Source organism: Wolbachia endosymbiont of Drosophila incompta, from assembly GCF_001758565.1.
GTDB classification, from domain to species: domain Bacteria; phylum Pseudomonadota; class Alphaproteobacteria; order Rickettsiales; family Anaplasmataceae; genus Wolbachia; species Wolbachia pipientis.
On the sequence record NZ_CP011148.1, the window covers coordinates 614481 to 631347 of the forward strand.

Consider the following 16867-nt stretch of genomic DNA (forward strand, 5'->3'; position numbering starts at 1 on the left):
ATAAGTAATGCTCTATATCACCGTCAGAAATTAATCTGCCGCACCGAGAACTGATAGACCTTTTTATCTTTCCCATTATCTCTTTTCTTGGGGTGAGTAAAACAATATATTTTTCCACATAGTTATAAGCTGGGAACCATAAAAACAGCTTCATGATCAGCCATTTTAAAAGTTCGATCAAGTTCAATATTCCTAAGCGTTGTACTTGCCTTATATGAACAATAACATCCCAATGTAAGGAAAGTTAATGCAGTCAAAGCAAGTGAAATAGATATTCCTAAATGAGACATTGTTAAACTTGTGCCAACAGCAAATACTCCAGATAATATAAGAGAAGCAGAGGCATAAATTATTTGCTTTCTACTCTGAGCTCTTGCTTCTGAGAATTGAGATTTTACTGCTGAACTTTGTTCAGAGACTCGAGATAGGTTGCTAGTCCTTTTACTATAACCTTGTTTTACATTAACACCCACAGACTCAGTGGCAACTTTTGAATCCATCTCATCCTGGATTGATATATCAATATTTTCCGGCTGTTCATTAGCTAGAATAAGCTCATCATGCAAATTTTTTACAGAGCAAAAATGTGAGGGATCGATACTAAAGCTTTCTTCAATGCCTTCTAATCGTTTATTCTCTTCCTTTAATCGTTCTATATTTCCTCGTAATATACTATTTTCTAATAGCAATTCCTCACATTGTTTCCCTTTTGCATCTATCTCTTGTTCCAGCTTTACTAGTTTAATTTCATAGTCTTTACATAACTCAGCTTTTCCTTCCGGTATATCTGCATCCTCCGCTTGTATACACAAATCTTCGGTTTCTCTTTTTGTCTTTTCCGCTCTTAACAAATACTCATAATCATCTTCTAACCCATTTATTTTTTGCATTAATCGTTGATTGTTCTCATTCAGCCCATTTATAACTTCCTGCATCTTTTCTTTTTTATTAAATAGCAATTCCTTTTCTTCTTTCGCTGTAGCAAGTTTTTCCTTAAGTTCATCATTTTCTGCTAGAAAATCTTTATTCTCTTTTTCAAGTTTATCTACTTTTTTCTCTAACTCTTGAACACTGTTATCTAAGGATTCATTCATCTTTTCCAATCCCTTCAATTTTTGTTGAAGATACATGCTTTTAGAATCACTTTGTGGTAATCTTGTACCAATATCTACGAGAATTTCTCCTACAAAATCCATAAACTTTTTGAAATGTCTCTCATGAACTATCACTTCTTCACTTAGTGTAGTATTACCCAGCTTTTCCACAATTTCTTGGATTTTTTTTAAACTATTGGATAATAGCTCCATTCGTTCAACAATTTTAGTTACTTCACTTACGTTCAATTCATCACTCAGATCTGCATTACTAGTATAATTCTCACCAGTGGTAACTAGGTTAGATGGATTGGCAGGTTTAATCGGGGTACTCGTATCAACAGAAGCTCCAAATGGCATAAACAGTTCACTTCGGCTGCTCTTAATCGATCTACCTAGTGAAGGTATATCACTATTATAAAGTGTTCTATCACCACTAGAGGCAACTTGCTCTTGTCTATAATTTGTAGAAGTTCCTGTTGGACTAGTACCATTTTTCTGATCTTCTCTACTGCTTTCATTCGTAAAGCGCTTCACTCCCATTACCCTCCTAACATTCTCTCCAAGTTCTTCTCTTTCGATTATAATACGAGATTCATTTTTTTCATAGTTAATTTTATCATATAATTGTTCACATTCTTTGTAGGACAATATTGGTTGTAGCGTCTTCTTCTTTACTTCTTCATCGTAGAAAGCTCTCAGCTTATCATTTGATAATATTGCTATAGCTTCTTTTACATCAGGATGCAATTGAGAATGCCCATTTTTGCATGAATGAACACGGTTCAGTAGAAAAATCTTAACAGAGTGTTGCTTGTATTCCATAATTTCCTCTAATGTAATCCCCATAACTTTTTCTTGTGATTCTATGTATCCTAGAGCTTCTTCAAAGTCTTGTCTGTTAGAGGTGAGAGGTTGAGCTTTTTTTAACTTTTTGATCTCACTATCTTTTGGATGCACACCATTAACTTCAATAACAGGGATAACACTTGCAGAGTCAATCGCATTTAACACAATACTACAATCATCTTGATTTTTTAGGAAAGCTTTTAGCTGTTTTTTAAAGTTCAATAAATTACTTAATTTATCTTCATTAGTTTTAGATTTTTTGATTTGATCATAAACGTTTCTGGCTGCTTGGTTATTCTCTTTATCAGTCCTTATTTTACTTTCTAACTTACCAAGGAGTTTGCTCAGTGGTTTTTTAAGTTTCTTATAATCGTTAACAAGCAGTTCTCTTATCCGTCTTTCAAAATCTCCTTTTTCTTTGAATCTCAAAACAGTATATAGATCATCTTCAGCCCTCTGCTGATCGGATTTTGTATTTACAACCATAACCTTACCTAACACTAACAGATACTGCTGATCAGAACTTAAGGGCGAAGTTAAAACACACTTAGTTAAAGTCATAAGCACTTCTCCAATTAATCTTACTAATATTCTTCTGGAAAACAACATATCTACTGACCTTATTCTTGGGAATATAAATAGAAAAAGTGCATCACCTATAGTCTCCAGAAAACCTGGTGTTAGCTGTCAAATTAAGATTTCTAGAAAATACTCAATAATTCCAGACAGATTTCTCTAGGCCTGACCAGAACGTTTGGGTATCAAATAGGTCTTTCTGGAGTAATGAGGTGTTGTAACTTAGTTACAAATTTAGTACCATAGCGTTGTTTTCATGATATAGGGAGGTTTAAATGCCAATAGAAACAAAACGTCAGGCTGAAGTGCTTAAAAAGCTACAAGATGTGATAAAACATACAGATCGTGACATTGCGGCTGGAAGAAAGTTAGCTATTAAAAGGTGGGTCGAGACCTATATAGAGTATATCAAACTTTTTAAGGATGATAAGCTGGAATTCTTATATAATGTTTTTCGAGATGAAGGTTGTTGGTTAGGTACAAGGTTAAATAATACTGTTTTAGGTCAGAAATTGACTGAAGAGAAAATAGGAGAAATCGATAACCCACTACCAAGGTATGGTATGGCATCTAGGTACTGTATAACGGGCAAGATAGGTGATTTTTTCAACAAACAGTTTGTACTCTCTAGAGGTCAATTTACTTCAGAAGAGGTAGATAGTCAAGGTAATCCGATCAGTGATCAATATGTAAGAAACATTCTGCTATCATCCATGAAGAGAAATGGTCCTGTGTTTGATTTCTGGATCGATAGAGAATCTGGGGAATTAAAGAAGTATGATGCAGTAGAAGGTTTTGACAGTGCTGTAAAACTTAAGTGGAGCGAAGGGGTAGAGTATTTTTATAATCAGTTAGAGGAAAAAGATAAGGAGAAGAAGCTTACAGAAGCTATTGTTGCTCTTTCTCGTCCTCAATCTGTTAAGAAAGACGCTCCTATTTTAGATTTTTGTGTAAGGAATATAGGCGATAAAGATACTCTTTTACAGAAATTATTGCAGAAAGATAAGGGAGTATATTCCCTTCTTGCTGAATTAATAGAGTCATATTTTTTTGATACGGTTCATGATTTGGTACAGTGCTGGTGTTATAAAGGCGTTTCAGCAGGAGGAGACTGTTCGGACAAGATATTCTCACAGCAAGACTATGAACTTTTTCTTTATTCACTTTCAAATGTGATGTTGAAAAATCCTGAGTTAAGTGTTCAAGCTAGATCCCTTATTATGGAGATTTGGAAATGTGAACGCTTTGCTGAATACAGAGAGACCTCTGTTAATACTTCTAATTATACAGTTCCTATAAAGAGTGTACTTGGGGGATTAATCATTAATTGGAAACGAGAAGATGTTTGTAAGCCCGATAGGGAAATAGAGAAAGAAGAAATATTAGATATGATTTCATTTGCCAAAGGTTGCTTTCCTGAAAAGTTTGACCTTTTTAAAGAAGTCATGATAGAAAATCTTAGAATATGTGGTAGGGAAGGAAAGAGGAAAGGTGTAGATTACGGCAAGTTTGCAGAAGAGTTATTTCTTCAGTTAGAGAAAGTAACTTTACCTTCTGTAGGTGATGGTCCTTGGAATAATTTGCGGTCTCAATCTAAGGTATCTTTGCCACTTGATGGTTCTGGTGATGGCCCACAGTCTGAGTTTGAAGCTCCTAGTGTGGGTGGTATTTCTGGTTCTCATAAGAAAAGAAGAATCTAGTCTACTCATTAATGTGAGTGGTTTTTCTGGTCTTAGCAAATAGAGAGGTGCTTTGTGTCTTTAATAAGAAGTTTAGTGGATGGAGATCTTGATGGTTTTAGACAAGAGTTTGAATCCTTTTTAGATCAATGTCCATTTTTCTTGTATCATGTAAGTACAGGACGTTTCCTTCCTGTATTCTTTTTCAGTATGTTTGCTACTGCTCATGATGCTAATATCTTAAAAGCAAATGAGAGAGTGTATTTTCGTTTTGATAATCATGGTATTGATACAGGTGGTAGAAATAGAAATACAGGGAACCTAAAAGTCGCTGTTTATCGTGACGGACAGCAAGTTGTCAGATGCTACAGTATTTCTGATCGTCTTAATAGTGATGGGTTAAGGTTCAGTACAAGGGAAAGAAATGCTCTAGTGCGAGAGATTAGAGGGCAAAATCCAAATTTAAGGGAAGAAGACCTAAATTTTGAGCAATACAAAGTATGCATGCATGGAAAGGGCAAGAGTCAGGGAGAGGCGATTGCAACAGTATTCGAGGTGATTCGTGAAAAAGATTCTCAAGGTAGAGATAGATTTGCTAAATATTCAGCGTCTGAGATTAGCCTTCTTAGGCATATAGAACGCAATAGGCTTAATGGGATTAATGCGCCTGCGCCACGCAGTTTGTTGACAGTTAAGGAAATAGGAAGTATACGACTCAATCAAGATCAGAGAGTACAGCTTGGTCATTTGGTCAATTTTGTGCAAGTTGCACCGGGTCAGCAAGGGATTTTCAGTTTTATGGAAGTGCTAGCAAGTAACCAAAGAATAAATATAGAACGTGGAATAAATGAAGGAATTTTGCCATACATAACTCGAATCTATCGTAGTTACCTAGGCAGCCTACAAAATGACATTCAAAATCGCAGTCAAAAGTTTGAGAGTCACGGATTTTTCTTAGGTTTGTTGGCAAATTTTATTCATCTCTACACAATAGATATTGACCTTGACTTGTCTCCTGGAAATTCATATGTTGCTTTTCTTATATGTCATCAGGCAGAGAGAGAAAACATTCCTATCGTTATTAATGTTACTAGATGGAGGACATCGTCTGATATTGCATTAAACCGCGCTAGAGCTGATGCTAAAAGATTACATGCTTCTTCATTTATATCTATTCACACTGAATCAAGAAATGCTGTTTGTATTGGATTAAATTTTAATCTGAATATAGATCCTTTTAGTATTGATACAGTAGAGTTTTTAGAGAATAGGTTTCCTTTGGTACAAAGATTATTTGAGTGTTTGGAGGATGAAGGAATTAGAGAAAATATTAGAGATTTCTTGCTTCAACATCTTCCTAACGAAATACCAAGAAATGCAGAGAATTATAACAGAATATTTGATTGCATAACTGGTTTTGCTTTTGGGAATAGTATTTTAGAAGAGTTCAGATTAGTAAACGCAGTTCAACAACGTGTAAGAAAGTATATATTTAGATATGGTGATGAGAATCATGCTTTAACCATGGTCTTCCATACTCAAGGTTCTGATATAGTTATACTTCATATTAGAGATAACAACGCTGTACAACAAGGAGCCATCAATTTACAAGATCTTAATGTTGACGGAAATAATGTTCATGTACGGGAAGTTTCATGCACACTTAATAATCAACTTGGCCTTAATATTCATACAGATAACCTTGGTTTATATCACAATTACCAAAATAATAATGCAAATAATTTTCTTGGTGGTAATCTTGTGCAAGTGCCTAATGCTGGAAATGTGCATAATGCTTTAAATCAAGTTATGAATGATGGCTGGCAAGATAGATTTCAGCATCAAGAATTATTTAGAAACATTTCTGCAGTATTAATGCCAGAAGATACGCATGGCAATATGATAATAGATGTAAATAGCAAAGATAAGTTTCGCTCTATACTACATGGTACATTTTATGCTAGTGATAATCCTTATAAAGTGCTTGCTATGTATAAAGTTGGTCAAACATATAGTTTAAAAAGGTGGCAGGAAGAAGAAGGAGAAAGGGTAATACTTACAAGAGTTACAGAACAGAGACTAGGTCTTCTATTATTAAGACAACCTACAGCAGATACTCACCCAATTGGATATGTATTAGGATTTGCTGATAATGCAGAAGAAGTAGAACAGGAGCAAGACGAGGCAAGGTACAAAATAACAGAATTGATGAGCAAACAAAGGGGATATTTGCCTATTACTTCTGGAAATGAGGTGGTTTTGTCTTATGCTGTATTTAATAGAGGTGCACAGAGAGCAGAAGACTTTATATCTCTTCCACAACAAGCAGTGTATGTACATAGACTTGATCGTCGTGGTCATGACTCAAGACCAGAAGTATTAGTGGGACCTGAAAGTGTTATTGATGAAAATCCACCAGAAAATCTATTGTCAGATCAAACTCGTGAAAATTTCAGGCGCTTTTACATGGAAAAAAGACCAGGACAGAACTCGATTTTTTTGCTTGATATAGATGATAATCTGCACGTTCCATTTAGTTACTTGCAAGGTACTAGAGCACAGGCAATAGAAACATTAAGGTCAAGAATAAGGGGAGGTGGTACTTCTACAGCACAAGGAATATTATAACAAATAAACACTATCCTTCGTAGAAACAACGCTCGTGAAATAGAAGATGTGCATAATCTACTTGCACTAGACTTTGCAACAGAAAATCAAAATTTCCGTTATTGGCTACAAACTCATGACATGTTTTTCGCTGCACGACAATATACTTTCCATGATGATCGATCTAATCCAACTAATGATCGTCATGATTTTGCAATAACTTCAGTAGGAGTCGATGGAAATCAAAATGATCCAACAGGTAGGGACTTATTAAGTAGTAACATAGATAACTTTAAACAAAAAGTAGATTCGGGTGAAAAAGATAGATTAACTGCTATTATTAATGTAGGTAATCGTCATTGGGTTACATTAGTTATTGTCCACCAAAATGGAAATTATTATGGGTATTATGCTGATTCACTTGGTCCAGATAGTCGTATTGACAATAATATTCGAGGAGCTTTAAGAGAATGTGATATTAGCGATGATAATGTCCATGATGTTTCCGTTCATCAGCAAACAGATGGCCATAATTGTGGCATATGGGCATACGAAAATGCTAGGGATATTAACCAAGCTATTGATCAAGCTTTACAGGGAAATAGTAACTTTGGAGAGAAAGGTGAAGGTATTATAGGTTATATACGTGGTCTTCTTAGTGCAGGAATTGGAAATGACACTAGACAACCTCAAAGAAATGAACAATACTTTAGAAATCGGAGAAGAAATATTTCACAATTATTCCAAAATGATTCTCTATCTTCTCCTAGGGGTAGATTGATTCAAGGTCGTCCAGGAATTCAACATGAAATTGATCCATTACTATTACAATTTTTAGAACTCCAATATCCACAGCGTGGAGGTGGGGGAGCATTGCAATTAGGCGGAGAAAGAGTGATATCAATTGATTTTGGTCCGCAATCTGTATTGGATGAAATTGATGGAGTGAATAGAGTTTATGATCATAGCAATGGTAGAGGCAGTAGGTAGAGGTTAATAGGTGAATGAAGTATTTCTTTACTCCATATTTACGCGTTGGTTGTAATGGGTCTTTTAATTTATTTCTGCATATTTTTTTTGGGGGGTTGTTTATTAACAATAATATAGAAGATATTAATAAAGCTTTTGTCCGTAAAGCACATTCATGAGAGCGATATTTTCTTAAAATCAGCTAGCTTTAGATGCTGAAGTTGTGTACCGTTTAGAATAACTTCCTTAATTTTGGATATAAAATAATTTAAACGTAAGATCCACTGTAAAAGATAAGATTTAATTTGGAAGAAAAATTGATGTGATTAGAACTTGACCTTACATAGTATAGGAATATTTTTTATAAAAAGAACAATATCCATTTGAAATGTAAAATTATCATAAATTTTTCTTTTTGTTCTCAAATGAATTACTATTAATTTAGTATTATATATTGCTAATAACTTAAATAATCCAACCATTTCCAGCAACAAAAACCGCTACCCGTGAGAACATTTTTCTTTGGGATGGGATGGTCTACCGCTAGATCCGTGCGAACTTTTTAATATAACAATTTAACTATACGCTAAAACTAGCTATATTAGCCCATTTCATCCATATCTACATACGAACTTTTTTGCCTAAGCTTATTGAAATAATTTAAATCTTCTATTTTTATAACCTTATTTTTACGCGGCTTGTTCTCACAAATATACGACCTTTTTTGCAATCTTAGGAAGAGTCAATAATTCAATTCCTTATAACACTAGCTAGCATGGTATCTTCACTAAAATATTTTTTTAAAAAGTTAGTTGACTTATAAATAATTCTCTACTAATACTAGCATATGTTTGTTTGTTCTGCTGAAGTAGCTCCGCAGGTTACTGTATAAGCTTCAGCAGTTTTTGTACTCCTTTAAAGCATCATATTCCTATATATTAAATATAGCTGGTGTTCTCAATTTTGTTGATCTATAGTAAAATTGGCTAAAACTTCCAGTAATAAACAACTTTTAACCTAGCAGTACTCACCATAAAAACTTAACAAAAATATGAGTAGTAAAAAGATTATGTTGAAATTAACTTGACACATACTACACATTCTATATAATATATTCTATATCTAGAGCTAGGAGGTAATATGGATACAGGGTCAGTAAAATATATTGCAGAACCTATCAGTGAACAAAGCAAACACACTGATGAGCAAAAACTGAAGTGTGACCTAAGTGCTGGACAAGAGTTTTCAGAAATAGGTAGCCCAAAAACAGAAGCAACTGGATTACCAGTAGATAGTTATTATGAATTCATTAAGCGAGATTTATTTTCGGCTGATAGAAGTTTGGTAGATGATAAAAAATACTTAGAGGATTTAATAGATGAGTGGCTTATTCATGCACCTAACTTAGGACTGGAAGAGAGTCAAAAAAAGTTAAATCAAAAATTACTCAATAGTATTATAAAAGATTTTAATATGGGAAATTATGACTCATTTTCAAATCTTAAGCAATTTTTAGAAAGTAACGAGAAAAATAAAGACCTGAAGTACGTTCTTAATCTAAAAAGAGGGCATCTAGGAACAACAATATTGAACGTGTTTCTCGAATACGACGAAATTATTCCTTCTCTTCTCAAAGCTGGTGCTGATCTAAATATGCAGGATAATAAAGGTAAAACACTTTTGCATGATACTGCTATTTATTCTAGTGGATATGAAGATCTTGGGTATCTCTTAGATGCAAAAGCTGATCCAAATATACAAGATGAAAAAGGTAACACACCTTTACACTATTATGCTGCTAAGTGTAGTGATCAAAGCAGAAAAACTATGGATTTGCTCATAAGCAAAGGAGCTGATTTAAGCATAAAAAATAACGATGGAAAAACTCCACTGCAAGTTGCAATTGATAATGACAACATTATAGGATGTTTATTAACTAATAGTCAAAAAAAATTAAGAGAGCAACTAGGTAAAATGCTTCTCGCTACAAGTTCTGATGAAGATTGGGATAATGCTTATGATCCAGAGGTTGAAAATCTAAGAAAGTTTTTAAATCAATATGAAAATGACAACGACTTAAAGATAGTTTTAAATGTTAAGGATGATAGTTCAGTACTTCTTGATTCGCCATCTCGTCAATTTCCTAATGTAAAAGCCTTGCTCTTAAAAGCAGGAGCAGCTGATTTTATAGGTAAAAAACAAGACAATTATGAAAAATGCGATAGTTTTTTATCAGAGATTTATCAAATAAATTACCTTGCTAAACGCAATGAGTTTTTAAGTAAGGTAGTAAAAGCTAAAAGCATGATTGAATTACAAGAAGTTGTAAATGAGATTATAGCTTCTGGAATGAGATTAAATTTTGCTAAAGACAAAGATTATTACTTTGCAGATCACGTACTAGAAAAAATTGCTCAGCTAGAAGGAAGCTATGGAATTGCCAGTGATATAGTATGTACATTAATATCAAGAGGAGCAAAGTTAAAAAGGTCAGAAAGTTTAAAAGTCATTGATACAATAGAATTAAAGTTCAAAGCTCATAAGGCTAATATGATCAGTGCTCATTTAGAGTATGTTAGTAATACTGAGGAATTTTTTAGAATTGCAAAGGCTGCTACCAGCGGTCAACTATATGATGGAAAAATCGATAATAATGTATTTTACTTAGAATACTCAGAGGATAGTATAATAGATGTTGCAAGAATCACAGATAGAACAAGAAATCTGGAACTAATTCAGGAATCATATAGAAGGGATATAATAAAAATTGGCAAAAGTAAGATGGAAATTATAACCGAAAACGGCATAAGGTATTACACAGATCTTACAGAAGGCAGCGATATAGTATTAACTTTCTATACTAGTTTGGGAAATATAGACCTTAGACTGTATCCTGACATACAGGATAAAAGCAAGATTATAGTAGAAGTGAGTAATAGAGAAGAAATATTAGAAAAATTCAAAGGTCGCGAAGAAGAGTTAGGCAATGATTGCGCGCTCGGTGGCTACTCGGTCTACAATGCTATTGAACAGGGATATTTTGAAAGGTCTAGAAAATTAATGCGTCCTGAAGTAATAAGCGAGTCTAACAACAAATGGACAGAACGTGAAGAGTTAAGAAGGGATTCTATGGAGGAAATTGCTAGAAGGCATAAGTTATTACAAGATTTACGCAATATTGAGTCTAATATTGTACAAAAGGGGAAGAATTTTGACATAAAAACTTACCTGATAGACATCTTTAAAACTTTATCTAGGTTCTATGAAGAAAAAGGGGATATTTCTAAAACAGACTTAGCTAAAGCAGCAGAAAAGGAAAGTAAAAAATTGGGGTTAGAAGGTAAATACAACTGGAGTAAGATTTTTGGTTTAGAGGAAGAAATTATTGAAAAGGTAGAAAAACAAGGTGATAAAGAGCAAAAATCAAACATACCTGATGACTTCTATTTAGGGCACGCAATCAATAATGGAAGCTGTTTTTTTGATTCATTCAGGCAAAGTCTAGAACAACAGAAGGGAATCAAAGTTACTGTAGAGCAGTTAAGGAATGAGTGTAAGAGATTTGCGCAAGACAATCCTCCAGAGTGGTTTATAAGTAAAATTGGCAATGACTTTGATGAGGTTGAAAGTGAGCTCGTAAATCGTGGAATTACGTGTAACCAATATATCAATAGCATTGGAAAGAATGAATTTTGGGGACGTTCCGATATCGAGGGCAGAGTACTTTGTGATAAGTATGGTGTGAAATTGCATGTTGCAGAAAGTAACCCATTGCACACTATTGATAAGCAACAAGATCCGTTCTTGCATCAGTTAATAGATAGCTCAGGATCAAAAGCAGGTAAGATAGATTATAGTCACAATAGTGCCTTACATATGGTAAATGGAGGCCATGATCATTTTCAACCCCTACTTTATAGAAATAAGGCCTTGGCAAAACAAACGCAAGAACAAAAAGATTCCTTATGCTATTCAAGCTTGCCAAGCTGTAGTATGGATGAGTTAAAAATAGAAAAAGCCAACATAAGGCACTGCTTGTAAGTAGACCATAGCTTTGTATATGACTTGTTACACAACAATGAAGGGGAAAGTTTATTTATTAAGTTAAAAAAGAAATTATTTTACTTAAAAAACTTACTTAGTGCTTATGAATTTTCAAGTACACTTTCAGATTCAAAGAGGCTATAGATTGCTCGACATGTACTACTTCGTGGAGTTGTGTGCTGCAGTTTAGAGTATTGCTTTTTTTGATGTTTACAGAATTTTCCTCCAAATCTACTATTAAAATATGCAGTTAAAGTTGGATACATTTTTTATCACTATTGCATCTGATATGCTAAAATCTTCATTATTTATATTGATATTTTCGCATAATTGATTCTGTAACATTGACTTACTTTTCTATATCAATTTCAACATCTTTTTGTGTGGCCCTTTTCTGTTGCTTTTATAAATCAAGACCATAGAATTTCTCCCTTTGCTCACTCCACAACATCGGTATTTCTTTTAAATCAACTAACTTCAAACCCCTTGGCTGCCTCCCATTTACTATATCTTCCTTAATCTTTGGTGCTAAATAATTTAATCTTAAAATTTGCTGTATACGTCTTGTACCTACGTTTATTTTCTTACTCAGCTCTTTCACACTTCTATATTTTCCTTCTTCCAATTGCCGTTTCCAGGAATGGGCTCTCACCACTGCCTTCAATAGTGCATTATTTGTTTTACCTTCTGGTTCGATTACTATGCATTTGTTTCCTTTCTTCTTCATTGGTATAAATTTTTCCTCTGATTCAGAACACACTTCTATTCCATCTTCTTTTACCATTACTCCCTTTATTAATTTTTTCATTGCTTCTTTCTGTTCTCTGAAGCTTAAATTTTCTCCATCCCCATATAAGCATTCGGCTCTTTTCATCACTTCTTTTTCTATTTCCCCAGCTACTATAGTTCGATTTACTGATTCACAATTCTTCCCCCTTAAGTGATTGTTGCATACGTAATATCTATACCTTTTGTTCTCTTTTTTTGAGTATGTCAGAGTCATATTTACATCACAGCTCTTGCACTTGATTATTCCCTTTAGCAGTGCTTCCTCATATTTTGCTTTTCTATATGGCTGATTACTTATCAATTCCTGCGCTTTTTGCCATTTTTCTTCTTCTATTATCGCTTCATGCTTTCCTTTATACTGTTTCTCATAATGCCTGATTTTTCCCATATATATTGGGTTTGTTATTATTCTCCTCACTGTTGCCTTTTTAAAGATATCTGATTTTGCTTTCGTTCGATATCCTTCTCTGTTTAACTCTCTTGCCAATTCTGCCATTGACTTCAGCTCCATATACCTCTCAAATATATGCTTTATTATTTTTGCTTCTTTTTCATTTATTATTAATTCCTTTTCTTTTACATCATAGCCAAGCGGTGGATTTCCTCCCATCCATAACCCTTGTTCTTTCGACGTTGCTATTTTATTTTTTACTCTCTCTACTATCATTTCTCTTTCTAGTTGTGCCGCCCCTGATAGCACTGTTTGTACAAATTTTCCCATTGGCGTATTATTGTCGAATATTTGTGTTACTGCTACAAAACTTATCCGGTGCCTTCTAAAAAATGATGTTACTTCTATGCAGTCCTTTGTTTCTCTTGATAACCTATCTAGCGTATATACTACTACACAGTCGACTTCTCCTACCTTTACATCTTCAAACAATTCCTTTATCGCTGGTCTATTCAAATTACTCCCTGAGAACCCTCCATCATCGTACTTTTTTGCCAATGCTACCCACCCTTCTCGGCTTTTTATATACTTCTCACATACTACTCGCTGTGCATCTAAACTATTAAACTTTTGTTCTAGCCCGTCTTCATTTGATTTTCTCGTATATATCGCGCATCTTACCTCTTTCAGCATTCTTTCTCCTTATCTCTCATTCCAAATAGGAGCGGTCCATTATAACTCATTCCCATTATTTTGCCGGCTACTGCTGATAATGACGTATAAAACTCTTCTTTATAGATTAAACCCTTATCTGTTACCATTACCGCATGCGTCTCTTCCCCTCTTTCTAATATTAGCTCTGTTCCCTCTACTGGCAGTTTATCGCTACTTATCCTTTTTCCCTTCTCTAGTCGATCTGCCAGGTATTCTAGTCTTTTTGCCCCTTTTCTTGATATTTCTCCGTACGCTTTTTCCTGCATTCTATAAGCTAATCTTGGTATCAGGTATTTCTTTGAGTATCTAGGCGCTCCTTCTCCATATACCTTTTTCCATATTTTCCTCACCTCTTCCAACGCTTTTTTCTCTAAATTCATTACTTTCTTTTCTATTTCTTCCTTTCTTTCCATATTTTCAGCCTCTCATAATTTCTCAAATAACTTTTCTATTCTGTCTGTTTCTTTCTTCAATACTTCAGTTACCTCTTTACTATTTTTCGCATAATCCATCGCTGTCATCCCAAATTTATCTGCTTGTTCTATTTCAGCCCCTGCTTTTACTAGCTCCTCCACTATTTCCACTTTCCCCACCATACATGCAAGGTGCAGCGGTGTGCATTTACTGCCATACTCTTCAGCATTTACATTCCCTCCTGATTTTATCAATTCTCTAACTGTTTCTAGACGTTTCTCCGTTATCGCTAGGTGCAGTGCTGTATATCCTTCTACATCCGCTGCATTCACATTCGCTCCTTTTTCAACTAATAAGCTCACTGTTTTTCCGTCTACTGCATAATGCAGTTCCTTTTTTGTCCCCTTAATATTTTTACCTGAGTTCTCTAATAATTCTTTTAGTGCATCCTCTTTTTCTTTTTTACTCATAACCTACCTCACCTTTTCTTTAAATTTAAGTCCCTTTTTTAATTCTCACCACCTTATCTATCATTTCGTTTACTTGGCACATTATCTTGGTTGCTAAATTTTGACATTCTTTCTTTATTAATGATTTGTCTCTCTTCCTTATTTCTTCGATCTCCATTATTTTTAGCTCTGGCATATAGCTCCTATCCAACTTGTCTGCTATTTCTCCCACTAGCCCCTCTATTCCATAGCACGTCAGTTTTCTACTTTTTGTTACTCCACCTTTTGCTCTCAAAAATTTACTTGCCTTTTCACTCTCTTCCCTATCACATAGACAATACTTTTCACTTTCCCATATGTAATACATTGGTGTTGAACCATACTTATTCAGTTGATTAACTTCAGATCCTGCTTTTACTAGCTCTTTTATTATTTCAACTCCTGCTCCTCCTATTTTACATGCAGAGTGCAGTGGCGTACATCCACTGACATATTGAGTGGCATTTATTTCCGCTCCTGACCTTAGCAGTACTTTTACATTTTCTAAACTTTTTGCGAATACTGCACAGTGCAGTGGCGTATAACCATTTTTATCTCTTGCATTGATCTCCGCTCCTTTTTCTATTAATAACCTCACTGTTTTGTGATCGGAATTTTCTACTGCATGGTGCAATACTGTTTCTCCTTTTTCATCCCTTTTATTAATATTTTTAAATCCATTCCTTGATACTTCTTTAAAAAACTTGTTAAAAGATTCTTTCTTTTCTTCGCTGAACCCCATTTCATACCTCACAAAATTATCTTTTCTAGCGCCAGACAAATTTCTTATATTTACCTGCTGCTATTCAAGTTATGTGCGTTTTGGCATAAAAAGGCAAGTCTTTTTTCGCGTAGTACACCTTTTTAACTAAATACTAATATAGTATATGAAGATATAAATATATATGCTTAATGCATTAAACATATTACTTGTTTCTCTTCCCAACCTCTGTTCAAATGACGATGTTCGTGCCACGTTAGTACGCCTGGGTAAAACACTAAAACGTAATTTTCCGGTTCATGTATTGAATCCTTTTGCTCTGAATTTAAATCCCTTTCAAAATGAATATTGTGCTCTGCCACACCAAATATTATAACTTTTTGGTTGGTAAAATCTTCTACTTTGTAGTGGTGAGTAACGCTAAACCTTTCTAAAATTGGCTTGTGTTTTAAATTCCACAGTTGTTCAGATAGTTTATCACTTCCTAGTAAAAATTTACTTCCTTTCTCTTCTCCACTCGTAACCGGAAAACACGCGTTTATTTCTCCTAAGTTCCAGCTATCTGATAATACTATCTGCGCTTTAGCAAACTTAATCTTAGGTAATAAGCTCTGTGGTAGCGGATATAGCGCTTTGAAGTTATACCACACATGATTTCGTTCATAAATACCGTTGTAGTTCTTAGTATGAGGCTCGGTTTCTCCAAGTATTGCTACATCCAAGCGATATATGTCATTGCTTAAAGCTCGTTCATAATGATCGCGTAGATAGTTTTCTACAATCCTAATAACCGGACCATGAGACCTGAAAAAATTTACTCTTCCAAATGATAAAACTGGCCCATCTTTTTCTATTTTTACCCCGGAATAATCCGATAATAAACTTCCGAAAAAACTCTCATCCAATATGAACCTGCTAATGTTGTAATAATCGTTAAAAATCCTCATTAGCCTCGATCTTGCAGGCAATGATAGTTTTGCTAGTTCTACTACTGCATCAACGAAGAAGTCATTCGGAACATCTTTTATCCCTATCTGCAGTTCAAAGAAGTGCTTGCCAGATGGTTCTTCGATAATTGTAATATCTTCTATATTTGCCCATTTTAGTGCTATTTTCAGTGAAGCAGGTGTTCCTCTTAAACGCTGAAATTTTATCCCTTTTTTTATCGCCTTTCTTTTGTCTTTTACCCAATGTAGGATTTCTCCTAGCCCATATTCCTCTATTATCCATGGCAACACTTTTTCCCCTTGGCTAAATTTAAACCCTCTGATACAACCAGGATCTACTTTGTAATCTATTGCATCAACCAGCGCTTTTTCCTTTTTTGTTGCGTTTGGCGGTAATAGCATTAATTTAACTCAACATTTAAACTTTTTAAGAAAGCGCACTCATTTCCTTTCACAACTATGTCTTCTCTTGGCTCTATTAATTCCACGTTTTCTACTATTGATTGCTTTAAGTGCTCTATTCCTTCTAACGCTTTTCCTGTTTTACCATCCATACCCTTCATTTCTATTTTGCAAAGACGCTTT

8 protein-coding genes and 2 pseudogenes are annotated in these 16867 nt (G+C 34.5%); 3 read left to right on the forward strand and 7 right to left on the reverse strand.

What is annotated here, in order from left to right; translation table 11 throughout:
• Positions 1 to 122: 122 nt before the first annotated feature.
• Complete coding sequence (locus WG67_RS02640; protein ID WP_070356872.1) at positions 123 to 2552, reverse strand: TomO hydrophobic C-terminal domain-containing protein; 2430 nt, start codon at positions 2550 to 2552, stop codon at positions 123 to 125.
• Between the two features lie 242 nt (positions 2553 to 2794).
• Here WG67_RS02640 and cifA point away from each other — a divergent pair, with 242 nt between their 5' ends.
• The 3 genes and pseudogenes from cifA (at position 2795) to WG67_RS02655 (ending at position 11815) form a co-directional block, all read left to right on the forward strand.
• Positions 2795 to 4219 carry a cytoplasmic incompatibility factor CifA gene (cifA, locus tag WG67_RS02645; RefSeq protein WP_070356873.1) on the forward strand — a complete coding sequence of 475 codons (1425 nt, stop codon included), beginning with the start codon at positions 2795 to 2797 and terminating at the stop codon, positions 4217 to 4219.
• A 75-nt stretch (positions 4220 to 4294) separates the two neighbouring features.
• Positions 4295 to 7795, forward strand: a pseudogene (gene cifB, locus WG67_RS06695) (cytoplasmic incompatibility factor CifB).
• 1119 nt (positions 7796 to 8914) lie between these two features.
• Positions 8915 to 11815 (forward strand): ankyrin repeat domain-containing protein, encoded by a 2901-nt coding sequence (locus WG67_RS02655; protein WP_070356874.1) that lies wholly within the window; start codon positions 8915 to 8917, stop codon positions 11813 to 11815.
• Positions 11816 to 12221: 406 nt separating this feature from the next.
• Here WG67_RS02655 and WG67_RS02660 read toward each other — a convergent pair whose 3' ends face one another.
• From WG67_RS02660 to WG67_RS07230, 6 genes and pseudogenes are all read right to left on the reverse strand, one after another.
• On the reverse strand, positions 12222 to 13691 hold the full coding sequence (locus WG67_RS02660; RefSeq protein WP_010082246.1) for a recombinase family protein: 1470 nt from the start codon (positions 13689 to 13691) through the stop codon (positions 12222 to 12224).
• Positions 13685 to 14125, reverse strand: coding sequence for a DUF2924 domain-containing protein (locus WG67_RS02665; RefSeq protein ID WP_044471239.1), 441 nt, complete (start codon positions 14123 to 14125; stop codon positions 13685 to 13687). Before WG67_RS02665 ends, WG67_RS02660 begins: the two co-directional genes overlap by 7 nt.
• 12 nt (positions 14126 to 14137) lie before the next feature.
• Positions 14138 to 14596: an ankyrin repeat domain-containing protein gene (locus tag WG67_RS02670; RefSeq protein ID WP_007549613.1), complete on the reverse strand. Its 459-nt coding sequence runs from the start codon at positions 14594 to 14596 to the stop codon at positions 14138 to 14140.
• 25 nt (positions 14597 to 14621) lie between these two features.
• On the reverse strand, positions 14622 to 15356 hold the full coding sequence (locus WG67_RS02675; protein ID WP_070356875.1) for an ankyrin repeat domain-containing protein: 735 nt from the start codon (positions 15354 to 15356) through the stop codon (positions 14622 to 14624).
• Between the two features lie 167 nt (positions 15357 to 15523).
• Complete coding sequence (locus WG67_RS02680; RefSeq protein ID WP_044471240.1) at positions 15524 to 16684, reverse strand: phage tail protein; 1161 nt, start codon at positions 16682 to 16684, stop codon at positions 15524 to 15526.
• Positions 16684 to 16867 (reverse strand): annotated as a pseudogene (locus WG67_RS07230) (hypothetical protein); the annotation flags it as partial. The pseudogene WG67_RS07230 and the gene WG67_RS02680, both read right to left, overlap by 1 nt.

Bases quoted from the DNA above. Each gene is read 5' to 3' on its own strand.
- WG67_RS02675 (WP_070356875.1), bottom strand. From the start codon at position 15,356: ATGGGGTTCAGCGAAGAAAAGAAAGAATCTTTTAACAAGTTTTTTAAA.
- WG67_RS02655 (WP_070356874.1), top strand. From the start codon at position 8,915: ATGGATACAGGGTCAGTAAAATATATTGCAGAACCTATCAGTGAACAA.
- WG67_RS02670 (WP_007549613.1), bottom strand. From the start codon at position 14,596: ATGAGTAAAAAAGAAAAAGAGGATGCACTAAAAGAATTATTAGAGAAC.
- WG67_RS02660 (WP_010082246.1), bottom strand. From the start codon at position 13,691: ATGCTGAAAGAGGTAAGATGCGCGATATATACGAGAAAATCAAATGAA.
- WG67_RS02680 (WP_044471240.1), bottom strand. From the start codon at position 16,684: ATGCTATTACCGCCAAACGCAACAAAAAAGGAAAAAGCGCTGGTTGAT.
- WG67_RS02640 (WP_070356872.1), bottom strand. From the start codon at position 2,552: ATGTTGTTTTCCAGAAGAATATTAGTAAGATTAATTGGAGAAGTGCTT.
- WG67_RS02665 (WP_044471239.1), bottom strand. From the start codon at position 14,125: ATGGAAAGAAAGGAAGAAATAGAAAAGAAAGTAATGAATTTAGAGAAA.
- cifA (WP_070356873.1), top strand. From the start codon at position 2,795: ATGCCAATAGAAACAAAACGTCAGGCTGAAGTGCTTAAAAAGCTACAA.